This is a genomic window from Streptomyces sp. NPDC017225, from assembly GCF_044331465.1.
GTDB lineage: Bacteria > Actinomycetota > Actinomycetes > Streptomycetales > Streptomycetaceae > Streptomyces.
On the sequence record NZ_JBIRNE010000002.1, the window covers coordinates 251,906 to 265,972 of the forward strand.

The window sequence follows — 14,067 nt, forward strand, 5'->3', positions numbered from 1 at the left end:
GGCGACGCGGGTGACCTCGTCGGCGAAGGCGGAGAGCTGGTCGACCATCGTGTTGATGGTGTTCTTGAGTTCGAGGATCTCGCCGCGGGCGTCCACGGTGATCTTCTGGGAGAGGTCGCCCTTGGCGACGGCGGTCGCCACCTGGGCGACGTTGCGCACCTGGTTGGTCAGGTTGCCCGCCATGAAGTTCACCGAGTCGGTGAGGTCGCGCCACGTGCCCCTGACGCCCTGGACGTCGGCCTGGCCGCCGAGCCGCCCGTCGGTGCCGACCTCGCGGGCGACGCGGGTGACCTCGTCGGCGAAGGCGGAGAGCTGGTCGACCATCGTGTTGATGGTGTTCTTGAGTTCGAGGATCTCGCCGCGGGCGTCCACGTCGATCTTCTGCGACAGGTCGCCCTTGGCCACCGCGGTGGCGACCTGGGCGATGTCACGGACCTGGGTGGTCAGGTTCCCGGCCATGGCGTTGACCGAGTCCGTCAGGTCCGCCCAGGTACCCGAGACACCCGGCACCCGGGCCTGTCCGCCGAGGGTCCCCTCCGTGCCGACCTCGCGGGCCACCCGGGTGACCTCGGAGGTGAACACGGACAGCTGGTCCACCATGCCGTTGAAGACCTTGGCGATGTCGCCCATCAGACCGTCCGCCTCGTCCGGCAGACGGGTGCCGAAATCGCCGTCCCGGACGGCGGTCAGGCCCGCCAGGAGGCGGCGCAACTCCTGGTCGCCCGGAACCGCGTCGACGGTCCCGGTGCTGTCGCTGGTCATGCGCACCCTCGTTCCGCTCCCCAGGAGCCCTCGGACGCGAGGACTCGGACCCCCTCCGGACCCATCGGGCGGTCCGGCCTGTTGTGCGTGCTTTTCCGCGGTTCACGGATCTGCCCAATGAGAAAAATACGTCAGAGGCTAACCCAGGTCCCGGGTGCGGACAAAGCGGGACCCCCACCCGGTGGAGACCGGCCCCGTACGGATCACGTCGCGTGTGCGGGACGTGACGGGGGGACCCGGCCCGGTTCCGTCGCCGCTGTTCGGCCCACGACGTCCGAATGCGGCGGCCCCCGCCGGGTATCTGCTGCTGTGGAGCCGGTCCGGCCGGTGGCAGCCGTCCGGCCCCACAGCCGTCACCGACGCGGGAGGAAAGGACAACGTGCCGATGGAGAGCATCTGGTCGTACGCGGCGGGCAGCGGGTACGTGACGGGACAGGACCTGACGGGCTGCACCGTCGTCGCGAGCGACGGCACCATCGGTCACGTGGACCGGCAGGCCGAACACTTCGGCATGCGGCACCTGGTCGTCGACACCGGCGTGTGGGTCTTCGGCCGGAGCGTGCTCGTGCCCGTCGGCATGGTCCGGGGCGTCGACCCCGAGGCCCGCACGGTCACGGTGGGCTGCACCAGGGCGCAGGTCAAGGACGCGCCCCGGTTCCGGACCGACAGCGAGACGATGGACCGGGAGTACCTGGCGTCCGTCGGCGACTACTACCACCGGCTGCCGCCGCGGGAGACCTCCGCGGACTGACCCGGCGCCGAACGACAGCACGGCGATCACCAGGGACACCACTGACATGGAACCGACCGACCAGATCACCACGGCCTCGTCCGGCGTCACGCCCCCCGGCGCACCGGCGCCCGGCGGGCCGGGACCGGACGCCGTGACCGGCCCGGCGACGGCACGCGCGTACGCGGAGTCGGTGGCGCGCGCGCGACGGGGCTCGGGCCGCGGGGTGCGGGAAGAGGACGTCGTCGACCTGCTGCTCGTGGTCTCGGAGCTGGTCACCAACGCGATCCGGCACGGCGACGGACTGGCCGGTTTCGAGGTCCGGCCCACCGGCGAGGGCGTGTGGATCGCCGTCCACGACAACAACGGGCGGGTGCCCCGGGCCGCGTACGCGTTTCCCACCAGGCACCACGGGAGCGGCTACGGATGGCCGCTCGTCGCCCGCCTGGCCCGGGACATCGACGTCGACCGGCACCAGGGAGGCGGAAAGACGATCAGCGTACTGGTGCCCCTGCGCGACGCGCGCGACGCGGACGCCCCGTGACCCGGACCGTCACCGGTCGGCCCGGACCGTGACCGGTCCCGGCCGGTCACCAGGGCAGGAAGACGTGGATGTCCTTGCCCCGCTCGCCGGTGACGACGCTCACCTGGTCGGACAGGGTGTGGATCAGATGCCAGCCGATACCGCCGCCGCCGCTGCTCGGATGGAAGGGGCGCGGCGCGGGCTCGGTCGTACTGGAGTCGTGCATCACCACGTGCACGCCGTCGAAGGTACGGCGCAGCCGCAGCTGGAACGGTCCCGGGGCGTACTGCACCGCGTTCGCCGCCAGCTCCGTGACGACGAGGAGTATGTCGTCCCAGTGCTCGGGCTGCGAGGGCGGTGACGCACGGGCCAGGTCGTAGAGGAATTCCTCCGCGACCAGCCGTGCACCGGTCACGTTGTGCAGCTCCCCGGTGAAGCTGGCGGTGCGGTTCGTGATCTCCTCGGAAGCCAGTGTCCTGTCCCAACGCGACTCGGCTGCCATTTCGCCTTCCCGGCCCGGAATCCGCCGGGCGTTGTCCCTTTTCGCTTTCCCTTCGTCTGTAGTTCCCGTGCCGGGCGAGCCTACGCGCCTTGGTATGCCGGGCCGGGGCGCGGTGGCCAGGGGTGACGGCCCCGTGACCCGCGGCTGATTCGCCGGGACGCACGGCGGCCCGGGGCCGGCTCGCCGGTCACCGGAAGAACACGTTGTCCGAGTCCTCCCAGCCGGCCGGCTCCACCGGCGGCGGCTGCGGCCGGCGGTGCGAGCGGGCCTCGTACATCGCGTCGATCTCGAAGGCGTAGGTCCGCACGATCTCGTCCCGCCGGAGTTTCATCGACGGGGTGAGCAGCCCGCCCGCCACGTCGAACGGAGTGGGCAGGACGCGGAAGACCCGGATGGACTCCGAGCGCGACACGGCGCTGTTGGCCGCGGCGACGGCCCGCGCGACCTCCTCCCGCAGGGCGTTCTCCTCGCGTGCCTCCCGGGCCGGGGCGTCGCCCGTGAGGGCCAGACCCGCCCGCCAGTGCGTCAGGAACTCCGGGTCGAGCGTGATCAGGGCGCCGACGCAGGGCCGGTTGTCGCCCACGACCACCGCCTGGTGGACGAGCGGGTGCATGCGCAGCCGCTGCTCCAGGGCGGCCGGGGCCACGCTCTTGCCGCCGCTGGTGATGATGACGTCCTTCTTGCGACCCGTGATCGCCAGATAGTTCTCGTCGTCCAGCTGCCCGAGGTCCCCGGTGGCCAGCCAGCCGCCGCGCAGCACTTCCCGGGTGGCGGTCCCGTCACCGACGTACCCCTGGAACAGCGACGGGCCGCGCACCAGGATCTCCCCGTCGTCGGCCACCCGGATCTCCATGCCGGGCAGCGGCTGCCCGACGGTGCCGGACTTCTCCCGGCCCAGCGGCTGCATCGTCAGCCCGCCGCTGGTCTCCGTCAGACCGTAGCCGTCGTGGACGTAGACGCCGATGCCCTCGTAGAAGAGGGACAGCTCGCGGCTGAGCGGCGAACCGCCCGACGTCGCGCGGCGCACCCGGCCGCCCAGCGCGCTCCGCAGCCGGCGGTAGACCGTCCGCTCGTACAGGGCGTGCTGGAGGCGGAGGTCGAAACCGGGGCCCGGCCCCCTGCCCAGCCGCCGGCGTTCCAGCGCGGCGGCGAAGTCCCGCGCGGTGCCGGCGGCCCGCTCGAACAACGCCCCGCGGCCCGCCTGCTGCGCGGTGCGCAGGAAATTCTTGTAGAGCTTCTCCAGGACCGAGGGGACGGCGTAGAAGTACGTCGGGCGGAAGGAGCGCAGGGCCGAGGCCAGTGCCTCCTCGGTCATCGCGGGCTCGTGCCCCATGAGCAGCCCGCCCCGGACGCACAGGCTCTGGATCATCAGCCCGTACACGTGGGAGAAGGGCAGGAAGGCGAGGACGGCGCCCTGCTCTCCCGGGGGCGCCACCGTGTGGCCCCAGCCCTCGAGCAGCGTGTCGCACGGGCTGGCCAGACCGCGGTGGCTCAGCGCGCAGCCCAGGGCGCGGCCGGACGTGCCCGAGGTGTAGGCGACGACCGCCGTGGAGTCCGGCGGCACGATGCGGCGCATGGAGTCGACCGTGGCGAACGGGAGGAACTCACCACGCGCCACGAGCGTGTCCACCGCGCCCGCGTCCAGCTGCCACACATGGCGCAGCGCCGGCAGCGACGCGCACACCGAGCCGACGGTCATCACGCTCTGCTCGTCCTCGACCACCACCGCCACACAGCCCGCGTCCCGCAGGATCCACTCGACCTGGTCGCGCGAGGAGGTCGGATAGATCGGCACGACCTCGGCCCCCACCGCCCACAGCGCGTAGCTGAAGACCGTCCACTCGTACCGGGTGCGGGCCAGGATCGCCACGCGGTCCCCCGGCGAGATCCCGCACGCGACCAGCCCCTTGGCCAGGTCGACCACCTCGTCGCGGAACTCCGCGGCCGTCACCTCCTGCCAGTCGGCGAAGTCCGGGCCCCGGCGGCGGGCGAGCATCGGCAGCGTCGGCGTCCGGGCAGCCGTCTCGAAGAGGCTGTCGGCGAGACCCCCGGTCAGGGGCGGGACGGGCCGGGGAGCCGGGGCGAGAGCGAGGTCGCGCATGCGCGGGCTCCTGACGTGTACGGGCGGTGGACCCACGGACGAGCACCGGCGGGCACCGTGGTCGGCTGTGCTCGGAATCTAGCCGAGCCGCAGGCGGCGGGGGGCCGGGACGGCAGAAGTGTTCCCGCCTGGTGATCTCGGCGGATCGGGGGACCCGTACGGCATGAGCTATACGAACCCCGACCCGGAACCCGAGCGCACCACCGGACTGGAGCAGGGAGGCGGTGTGCCGCCCGGCGAGACCCCGCCGGCGGAGAGCAGCATGTCCGAGGCCGGCCCGTGGGAGGGGAACAATCCGCCCAAGGGCTGGGCCAAGGCGCCCCTGGCCGTGATACTCGCCCTCGTGGCGCTCATCGCGGCGGGCTTCCTGGGCTACGCCCTGGTCCTGATCCTCTGACGGGCCCCGGCGAGCGGTGACCCCGCGGGGCGTCTCAGGCCGCCTGAGTACGGCGTACGCACTCGGTGACGACGTCCCGCAGGCTGCCGGTGCGCTCCAGCAGCTCGCGCTGCACCCGGGCACCGTTGCCGTGCCGCAGCAGCTCCGCGGCGCCGTCCCGTACCCGGTCGAGGTCGCCGCCCGCGGCCAGCGCCTCCCCGACGTGCTCCAGCAGCGCCCGTACGACCGTCTCGGCGGGCATCCGCCGCATCGTCACGGGATGCAGCAGTTCCTCCGTCAGCCCCGACCGGGCGGCCCGCCAGGCCGCGAGGCGGAGCAGGCTCACGCTGTGCCCGGCCGGCTCAGCGCCCTCCCGCCACTCCCGCGCGGCCGTGTCGACCAGGGCACGGGCGAGGGCGGCGACGACGACCGCGGTCCCGGAGTCCAGGCAGACGTCCGCGACCCGGAACTCGACCGTCGGGTAGCGCTGGGACAGCCGGACGTCGAAGTAGATCATCCCGTCGTCGAGGACCGTGCCGGTGGCGAGCATGTCCGCGACCCGGCGGTGGTAGGTCTCCGCCGAACCGAACAGCTCGGTCGGACCGGCCGACGGCCAGCGCTGCCATACCCGGCTGCGGTAGCTGCTGTACGCCGAGTCCCTGCCCTGCCAGAAGGGGGAGTTCGCGCTCAGCGCGGCCAGCACCGGCAGCCAGGGCCGCACCCGGTCGATCACCGCGACGCCCTCCTCGTCGGACTCCACGGAGACGTGCACGTGGCAGCCGAGGACGAGCTGTTCGTGGACCACCACACCGTACTGGTCGGCCATCCACTGGTAGCGGCGGTTCACGCCGACCGACGGGCTGACCGGCAGCGGTGACGTGGCGAGCGCGGCCACGGCGCAGCCTATCCCCCCGGCGTGCCGCCCGGCCTGCGCACGGCAGCGGACGATCTCCGTGTGCAGCCGCTCCATGTCCGCCTGCGGATGCGTCGCGAACTCGAGCATCTGCTCGTGCAGTTCCTTCTCGAACACGTCCTGCTCGGCATCGTCCAGCGAGGCCCTGGCGAGCACGGCGGCGGACAGTGCCCGCGGCTCGCCGGTCCCGGGGTCGACCAGGAGGAGCTCCTCCTCCACTCCGACGGTGCGCACGTGATGCCGCCTTTCTGTGGGCCCGGCCGCGGCGACGACGAGGTCTGCTCGGTCCTGGGACCACCGGGGACGAGGTCTCCCCGGTCCGTCCCAGGCCCACCGACTGCCCCGGGAGGGCGGCCGGACACCTGGTCGCGCCGCCGCGCCTCACAGGGCGTACGGCATCAGCCACACCGTGGCCAGGGGCGGGAGCGTGATCCGGATGCTCCCGTCCTCCGGCTTGACCGGGTCGGGACAAGTCACGCCGGACCCGCCGTACTCCTCGGCGTCGGTGTTGAGGACCTCCTGCCAGGCGGTGACCTCGTCGCCGACCGCGAGCCCGTACTCGTGCCGGACGACCGGGGAGAAGTTCGACACCGCCAGCAGCGGAGTGCCGTCCGTGTCGAACCGCAGGAACGCGAAGACGTTGTCCTCGGCCGCGTCCACGGCGACCCAGCCAAATCCGGCCGGATCCGTGTCGCGCCGCCACAGGGCCGGGGTCCGCCCGTAGCGGGTGTTCAGGTCGCGCACCAGAGACTGGACGCCGCGGTGGTCGGCGGCGGAGTGGTACCCCTCGTCGAGCAGCCACCACTCGGGCCCCTGCTCCTGAGACCACTCGGCGCCCTGCGCGAACTCCTGACCCATGAACAGCAGCTGCTTGCCCGGGTGCGCCCACATGAAGCCGAGATAGGCGCGCACGTTCGCCCGCCGCTGCCACCAGTCGCCCGGCATCTTCGACACCAGGGCCTGCTTGCCGTGCACCACTTCGTCGTGCGAGATCGGCAGGACGTAGTTCTCGCTGTACGCGTACACCATCGAGAAGGTCATCTCGTGGTGGTGGTACCTGCGGTGCACCGGCTCGTGGGCGGCGTACTCCAGCGAGTCGTGCATCCAGCCCATGTTCCACTTCAGGCCGAAACCGAGCCCGCCGGTGTCGGTGGGCCGGGTCACCCCGCCCCACGCGGTCGACTCCTCGGCGATCGTCACCACGCCGGGGCAGCGCCGGTAGACGGTCGCGTTCATCTCCTGGAGGAACGCCATGGCCGCCAGGTCCTCCCGGCCGCCGTACTGGTTGGGCTCCCACTGGCCCGAGTCGCGCGAGTAGTCCAGGTAGAGCATCGAGGCGACCGCGTCGACGCGCAGCCCGTCGATGTGGAACTCCTCGCACCAGTACACGGCGTTCGCCACGAGGAAGTTGCGCACCTCGGTCCGCGCGAAGTCGAAGGTGTACGTCCCCCAGTCCGGGTGCTCCGCGCGCCGGGAGTCCCCGGGTTCGTACAGCGGGTCCCCGTCGAAGCGGGCCAGCGCCCAGTCGTCCTTCGGGAAGTGCGCCGGCACCCAGTCCATGATCACGCCGATCCCCGCCCGGTGCAGGGCGTCGACCAGGTACCGGAAGTCGTCGGGCGAGCCGAGACGCGCGGTCGGCGCGTAGAAACCGGTGACCTGGTAGCCCCAGGACGGGCCGTAGGGGTGCTCGGCGACCGGCATCAGCTCGACATGCGTGAAGCCCAGGTCCCGGACGTAGGCGGGCAGCTCCTCGGCCAGCTCGCGGTAGGTCAGCCCCGGCCGCCAGGACGGCAGGTGGACCTCGTACACCGAGAACGGCGCCTCGTGCACGGGCGTGTCGGCGCGGGTCCGCATCCACTCCCGGTCGCCCCACTCGTGGTGCGAGGCCGTCACCACGGACGCCGTGTTCGGGGGCTCCTCGGCGGCGCGGGCCATCGGGTCGGCCTTGAGAACCCGGTGCCCGTACCGCGAGTGGACCTCGAACTTGTACCGGGTGCCCTCGCCGACGCCCGGCAGGAACAGCTCCCACACCCCGGACGAACCCAGCGAGCGCATGGGGAACGCCGTGCCGTCCCAGTGGGTGAAGTCGGTCGCGACCCGCACCCCCTGGGCGTTCGGCGCCCACACCGTGAACCGGGTGCCGGTGACGCCCGCGTGGGTCATCGGCTCCGCGCCGAGGGCCTGCCACAGCTGCTCGTGCCGGCCCTCGGCGATCAGGTGCAGGTCGAGGTCGCCGAGAGCGGGCAGGAAGCGGTACGGGTCGTGGGTCTCGTGCTCGCCCTCCTCGTAGGCCACGACGAGGGTGTACGCGGGGATCTCCGCCAGCGGCAGGACCCCGGAGAAGAGGCCGTCCGCCTCCGACACGAGGGCGTGGCGCTCGCCGTCGACGACCACGCCCACCCCGCGGGCGAAGGGGCGCAGCGCCCGGAAGGCGATGCCGCCGGGCACCGGGTGGGCGCCGAGCAGGGCGTGCGGGTCGTGGTGGGCGCCCGCCAGCAGGCGCCCCCGGTCGGTCGGGTCGAGGGGCGGAGCGGTCCCGCACGCACCGGGTGCGGGCGGGACGGGACCGGACGGCTCGGGGAGCGAGGTGTCGCGCAGGGCCACGGGTCAGTCTCCTCTCACGGCGAGTCGTTCGATCGCCGCCATGGGTACGGGAAGCCAGTCGGGGCGGTGCCGGGCCTCGTACAGCACCTCATACACGGCGCGGTCCGTCTCGTAGGCGCGCAGCAGGCCGTGCTTCTTACGGGGGTCCCACCCGGCGCGTGCGGCGTAGCCCGCGCAGAACGCCTCCCGGCAGCGGCGCGCCCACTCGGGGCGCCACGGGCGGCGCTGCCGGGCGGCGTAGTCGAAGGAGCGCAGCATGCCCGCGATGTCCCGCACGGGGGAGTGGGCGCTGCGCCGTTCGGACAGCGGACGGGACGGTTCACCCTCGAAGTCGATGACGAACCAGTCCCGGCCGGCCCGCAGCACCTGCCCCAGGTGCAGGTCGCCGTGGACGCGCTGGGCGGGCGGCCCGGAGTCGCAGGTGGACAGCGCCGCGAAGGCCGCCCGCAGTCCGGGCACGAAGGGCTGCAGCGCCGGTACGCAGTGCGCGGCGGCGGTCAGCCGCTCGGTCATCGCCGCCGCCGTCCGGCCGTTCTCCCCGGGCGGACCGGCCGGGAAGGCCGACGCCAGCGCGAGGTGCACGTCGGCCATCGCCTGGCCCAGCTCATGGGCCTGGACGGTGAAGTCGTCCCCGGCGGCCAGCGCGTCCAGGGACAGCGTCCAGCCGTCGGAGGCGTCGTGCAGGAACGGCTGGAGCACGCCGAGCGTCGCCTGGTACGGATGGGTCGTCCGCATCCAGGCCACCGGCGCGGGGACCCGGCCGCAGCCTTGCCGGGCCAGCGCGTCCGGCACCTCCAGATCGGGATTGACGCCGGGCTGGATGCGCCGGAAGAGCTTCAGGATGAACTCGTCGCCGTAGATCAGCGACGAGTTGGACTGCTCGGCGTCCAGCAGCCGCGGCACGAGTCCGCCGGGCACCGGCCGCGCGGGATCGGACTCGAAGCGCAGCGGTCCCGCCTTGCCGGGACGCCTGAGCCGCTCCAGGAGCAGCTGGGCCGTCCGGGGGTCGTGCAGCGCGTCGTGGACCGTCCGCCCGGCAAGCGGGCCGTCCTGTACCTGCCCGATGAGCGCCCGGCCCAGACGCGGCGACGGCTGCTCGCGCACGCCGAGCAGCAGTTGGTAGCAGTCGCCGGCCGGGGGAGCGCCGCCCGGCGCGGGCACGGAGCCGTGCCCGGTGTGCACCAGGAGGTGCAGACAGCCCGGGAAGAGCTCGGTCATCGACAGCAGACCGAGCTCTTCCACGGGCCGGTCCTTGCCCGCGAACCAGCGCTGGCGCGGCAGCCACTCCCGCAGCAGCCCGTCGAGCGAGGCCATGGGCTCGGCGAGATGCCCGCGTCTGGGGCGCAGGGGTGCGGTCTTCGGCATGGTGACGCGTCCTTTCCTCGGCCCACGCTCACACGCGGCGGCCGATGCGGGATGCGACTCGGGTGAGCCGGAACCAGTAGAAGCCGTGGCCCCCGAGGGTCAGCAGGTACGGCAGCTCGCCGATGGCGGGGAAGCGGACCCCGCCGAACAGCTCGACCGGATGCCGCCCGGCGAACTCGCGCAGATCGAGTTCGGTGGGCTGGGCGAACCGCGCGAAGTTGTTCACGCACAGCACCGGGTCGTCCCCCTCTTCCCCATTCGGGGGGGCCTCCCGCAGGAAGGCCAGCACGGCGGGGTTGGAGGAGGGCAGTTCGGTGTAGGTGCCGAGGCCGAAGGCGGGGTTCTGCTTGCGGATCTCGATCATCCGGCGGGTCCAGTGCAGGAGCGAGGACGGCGAGGCCATGGACGCCTCGACGTTCGTCACCTGGTAGCCGTAGACCGGGTCCATGATCGTCGGAAGGTACAGGCGTCCCGGATCGCAGGTCGAGAAACCGGCGTTGCGGTCCGGGGTCCACTGCATCGGGGTGCGGACCGCGTCGCGGTCGCCGAGCCAGATGTTGTCGCCCATGCCGATCTCGTCGCCGTAGTACAGGATCGGTGATCCCGGGAGGGAGAGCAGCAGGGCGGTGAACAGCTCGATCTGGTCGCGGTCGTTGTCCAGCAGGGTGGCGAGCCGGCGCCGGATGCCGATGTTGGCGCGCATGCGCGGGTCCTTGGCGTACTCCGCGTACATGTAGTCGCGTTCCTCGTCGGTGACCATCTCGAGGGTCAGCTCGTCGTGGTTGCGCAGGAAGATGCCCCACTGGCAGCCGGACGGGATGGCGGGGGTCTTGGCGAGGATCTCGGAGACCGGGTAGCGGGACTCGCGGCGCACGGCCATGAAGATCCGCGGCATGACCGGGAAGTGGAACGCCATGTGGCACTCGTCGCCGCCCGCGGCGTAGTCGCCGAAGTAGTCGACGACGTCCTCCGGCCACTGGTTGGCCTCGGCCAGCAGCACGGTGTCCGGGTAGTGCGCGTCGATCTCGCGGCGGACCCGCTTGAGGAACTCGTGGCTGGCGGGGAGGTTCTCGCAGTTGGTGCCCTCTTCGGCGTACAGGTAGGGCACGGCGTCGAGACGGTAGCCGTCGACGCCCAGGTCCAGCCAGAACTTCAGGGCGGCCAGCATCTCCTCCTGGACGGCCGGGTTCTCGTAGTTGAGGTCCGGCTGGTGGGTGAAGAAGCGGTGCCAGTAGTACTGGCCGCGGACCGGGTCGTAGGTCCAGTTGGACGCCTCGGTGTCGACGAAGATGATGCGGGCGTCGGAGTAGCGGGTGTCGTCGTCGGCCCAGACGTAGTAGTCGCCGTAGGGGCCGTCCGGGTTGTTCCGCGACTCCTGGAACCACGGGTGCTGGTCGCTGGTGTGGTTCATGACGAAGTCGATGATCACGCGCATGCCGCGCTGGTGGGCGGCGTCCACGAACTCGACGAAGTCGGCCAGGTCGCCGAACTCGGGGAGGACGGCGGTGTAGTCGGAGACGTCGTAGCCGCCGTCGCGCAGCGGGGATTTGAAGAAGGGCGGGAGCCACAGGCAGTCCACGCCCAGCCATTGCAGGTAGTCCAGCTTGGCGGTGAGGCCCTTGAGGTCGCCGACGCCGTCGCCGTTGCTGTCCTGGAAGGAGCGGACGAGGACCTCGTAGAAGACGGCTCGTTTGAACCAGTCCGGGTCACGGTCCTTGGCCGGTGTGTCCTCGAAGGTGTCCGGCACGGGCTCGTTCACGGTCATGAGGCTGCGGACCCTTCGTTCTGGGGCGTGACGGGGGACGGCCGCCGGACGTGGAAGACGTGCGCGGGGGCCCGGCCGGGCTCCAGCCGCACGTAGTTCGTCCGGCCCCAGTGGTAGGTCTCATCCGTGAGTTCGTCGTGGACCGGCACCGACTCGTGCCAGTCCAGGCCGAGCTGCGGCATGTCGAGCGAGATCGTGGCCTCCTGGGTGCGGTGGGGATCGAGGTTGGCTACCACCAGCACCACGTCGGACCCCACGCGCTTGCTGTACGCGATCAGCGCGTCGTTGTCGGTCCGGTGGAAGCGCAGGTTCCTGAGCCGGTGCAGCGCGGGATGGTCGCGCCGGATGGTGTTGAGGCGGGTGATGAGGGGGGCGATGGTGCGGCCCTCGCGTGCGGCGGTGGCCCAGTCGCGGGGTTTGAGCTGGTATTTCTCGGAGTCGAGGTATTCCTCGCCGCCTTCGCGCAGGGGGGTGTTCTCGCAGAGTTCGTAGCCGCTGTAGATGCCCCAGGCGGGGGAGAGGGTGGCGGCGAGGACGGCGCGGACCTCGAAGGCGGGGCGGCCGCCGTGCTGGAGGTGGGCGTGCAGGATGTCGGGGGTGTTGGGGAAGAGGTTGGGCCGCATGTAGGAGGCGGCCTCCCCCGTAAGTTCGGTGAGGTACTCGGTGAGTTCCTGTTTGGTGTTGCGCCAGGTGAAGTAGGTGTAGGACTGCTGGAAGCCGATCTGGGCGAGGGTGTGCATCATCGCGGGGCGGGTGAAGGCCTCGGCGAGGAAGATGACGTCGGGGTCGGTGTGGTTGATCTCGCCGATGACCCTTTCCCAGAAGGCGACGGGTTTGGTGTGGGGGTTGTCGACGCGGAAGACGCGTACCCCGTGGTCCATCCAGTGGCGCAGGACGCGGACGGTTTCGGCGGTGATGCCGTCGGGGTCGGCGTCGAAGGCGATGGGGTAGATGTCCTGGTACTTCTTGGGCGGGTTCTCGGCGTGGGCGATGGTGCCGTCGGGGCGGTGGTGGAACCACTCGGGGTGTTTGTGGACCCAGGGATGGTCGGGGGAGCACTGGAGGGCGAAGTCGAGGGCGACTTCGAGGCCCAGGCGGGTGGCCTCGGTGACGAAGTGGTCGAAGTCGTCGAGGGTGCCGAGCTGGGGGTGGATGGTGTCGTGTCCGCCTTCGGGGGAGCCGATGGCCCAGGGGACGCCGACGTCGTCGGGGGTGGCGGAGAGGGTGTTGTTGCGGCCCTTGCGGTGGGTGGTGCCGATGGGGTGGACCGGGGGGAGGTAGACGACGTCGAAGCCCATCGCGGCGATGGCGGGCAGCCGGCGGGCGGCGGTGCGGAAGGTGCCGTGGGGCTGGGTGGGGGTGCCCTCGGAGCGGGGGAAGAACTCGTACCAGGCGCCGTACAGGGCGCGTTCGCGTTCCACGAGCAGGGGCAGCGGGTCGGAAGTGGTGACCAGCTCCCGCAGCGGATGCCGGGCCAGCACCGTGTCCACCTCGGGCGTCAACGCCGCCGCCAGCCGGGTGGCCACCGGCAGCGTGTCGTCCAGCAGGGCCGTCGCGGCGGCCAGCACCACGTCACGTCCGGCCGCCTTCGGCACCCCCGCGGCGGCCCGCCGGTACAGCTCGGCGCCCTCCTCCAGGACCAGGCCGGTGTCGATGCCGGCCGGGACCTTGATCCGCGCGTGGTGCCGCCAGGTGGACACGGGGTCGCTCCACGCCTCCACCCGGTAGGTCCACTCGCCCGTGGCGTCCGGGGTGACCTCGGCGCCCCAGCGGTCGCTGCCCGGGGACAGCTCCCGCATCGGCGTCCACGGGCCCGGTCGGCCCTCCGGGTCCTTCAGCACGACGTTGGCGGCCACCGCGTCGTGCCCCTCGCGGAACACGGTCGCGGTGACCTCGAACGTCTCTCCCGCCACCGCCTTCGCCGGGCGTCTGCCGTACTCCACCACCGGGTGGACGTCCCGAACCGGGATACGTCCGATCCCCACGGTCGCACTCATCCGTTCTCACCTCCGCCGTGCTCGGGGCCGGGCGCGGGCCCGGCCGTCGGGGTCAAGCCGCGCCGGAGGGGGTCTTCCGCCCCGACGGGGAGAGCCGGTCACCCTGTTCCTGCGCATGGGTGACCAGGTTCGTCCGCAGATACCGTTCGGCGGCATCCGCGGCTTCGCGTGCGCACCGCTTTCCCATCAGTACGCACAGGGTGTAGCCGGAGTCCTCGAAGGTGGACCGGACGCCCCCGTCCGCGGGGGACGCGAGCATCGAGCGTTCCCAGGCGCGGTAACGCCGCAGCTGCCGGGCGACTTCGCTCTTCGCGGGAAGCAGCATGGCCGGTCACCTTCCGGACGGTCCGGGGGTACGGACGATCGACTTCTTCACACATGGTGCACGGGCGGTGACGCGCCGTCTTGTTGGAACTTCAACCACTTTCT

At 71.9% G+C, this 14,067-nt stretch carries 12 protein-coding genes; 3 read left to right on the forward strand and 9 right to left on the reverse strand.

All coding sequences use genetic code 11. The annotated features are described in order from the left end of the window. On the reverse strand, positions 1–762 hold a 762-nt coding region (locus ACH4NX_RS04820; RefSeq protein ID WP_398153347.1), incomplete at its 3' end, for a HAMP domain-containing protein. Between the two features lie 385 nt (positions 763–1,147). On the opposite strand from ACH4NX_RS04820, the gene ACH4NX_RS04825 reads away from it, so the two are divergent. Together ACH4NX_RS04825 and ACH4NX_RS04830 are read left to right on the forward strand one after the other, a co-directional pair. Beyond that, positions 1,148–1,513: a PRC-barrel domain-containing protein gene (locus ACH4NX_RS04825; protein ID WP_351398764.1), complete on the forward strand. Its 366-nt coding sequence runs from the start codon at positions 1,148–1,150 to the stop codon at positions 1,511–1,513. Positions 1,514–1,559: 46 nt separating this feature from the next. After that, a complete protein-coding gene (locus ACH4NX_RS04830) occupies positions 1,560–2,036 on the forward strand; it encodes an ATP-binding protein (RefSeq protein WP_351398762.1) in 477 nt (158 codons plus the stop codon). Positions 2,037–2,082: 46 nt separating this feature from the next. Here the strand turns inward: ACH4NX_RS04830 and ACH4NX_RS04835 are convergent, their stop codons facing one another. Further along, positions 2,083–2,517 carry an ATP-binding protein gene (locus tag ACH4NX_RS04835; RefSeq protein ID WP_279562485.1) on the reverse strand — a complete coding sequence of 145 codons (435 nt, stop codon included), beginning with the start codon at positions 2,515–2,517 and terminating at the stop codon, positions 2,083–2,085. 187 nt (positions 2,518–2,704) lie between these two features. Beyond that, the gene (locus tag ACH4NX_RS04840; protein ID WP_398126967.1) at positions 2,705–4,618 is read right to left on the reverse strand and encodes an AMP-dependent synthetase/ligase; all 1,914 of its coding nucleotides are present in this window, start codon (positions 4,616–4,618) and stop codon (positions 2,705–2,707) included. A gap of 163 nt (positions 4,619–4,781) precedes the next feature. Here ACH4NX_RS04840 and ACH4NX_RS04845 point away from each other — a divergent pair, with 163 nt between their 5' ends. Continuing rightward, entirely contained in the window at positions 4,782–5,015 is a 234-nt protein-coding gene (locus tag ACH4NX_RS04845; protein ID WP_398126966.1) for a DUF6480 family protein, read from the forward strand. A gap of 34 nt (positions 5,016–5,049) precedes the next feature. On the opposite strand, the gene ACH4NX_RS04850 is transcribed toward ACH4NX_RS04845, so the two are convergent. From ACH4NX_RS04850 to ACH4NX_RS04875, 6 genes are all read right to left on the reverse strand, one after another. Further along, positions 5,050–6,141: a glutamate--cysteine ligase gene (locus tag ACH4NX_RS04850; protein ID WP_351398755.1), complete on the reverse strand. Its 1,092-nt coding sequence runs from the start codon at positions 6,139–6,141 to the stop codon at positions 5,050–5,052. 147 nt (positions 6,142–6,288) lie between these two features. Next, complete coding sequence (glgB, locus tag ACH4NX_RS04855) at positions 6,289–8,511, reverse strand: 1,4-alpha-glucan branching enzyme (RefSeq protein ID WP_398126965.1); 2,223 nt, start codon at positions 8,509–8,511, stop codon at positions 6,289–6,291. 3 nt (positions 8,512–8,514) lie between these two features. After that, positions 8,515–9,876, reverse strand: a complete 1,362-nt coding sequence (locus ACH4NX_RS04860; RefSeq protein ID WP_351398752.1) for a maltokinase — start codon at positions 9,874–9,876, stop codon at positions 8,515–8,517. Between the two features lie 28 nt (positions 9,877–9,904). Then, on the reverse strand, positions 9,905–11,641 hold the full coding sequence (treS, locus tag ACH4NX_RS04865; RefSeq protein WP_398126964.1) for a maltose alpha-D-glucosyltransferase: 1,737 nt from the start codon (positions 11,639–11,641) through the stop codon (positions 9,905–9,907). Further along, positions 11,638–13,638: an alpha-1,4-glucan--maltose-1-phosphate maltosyltransferase gene (locus tag ACH4NX_RS04870; RefSeq protein WP_398126963.1), complete on the reverse strand. Its 2,001-nt coding sequence runs from the start codon at positions 13,636–13,638 to the stop codon at positions 11,638–11,640. Before ACH4NX_RS04870 ends, treS begins: the two co-directional genes overlap by 4 nt. 52 nt (positions 13,639–13,690) lie before the next feature. Further along, positions 13,691–13,963: a DUF5133 domain-containing protein gene (locus ACH4NX_RS04875; RefSeq protein WP_279562493.1), complete on the reverse strand. Its 273-nt coding sequence runs from the start codon at positions 13,961–13,963 to the stop codon at positions 13,691–13,693. Positions 13,964–14,067 lie beyond the last annotated feature (104 nt).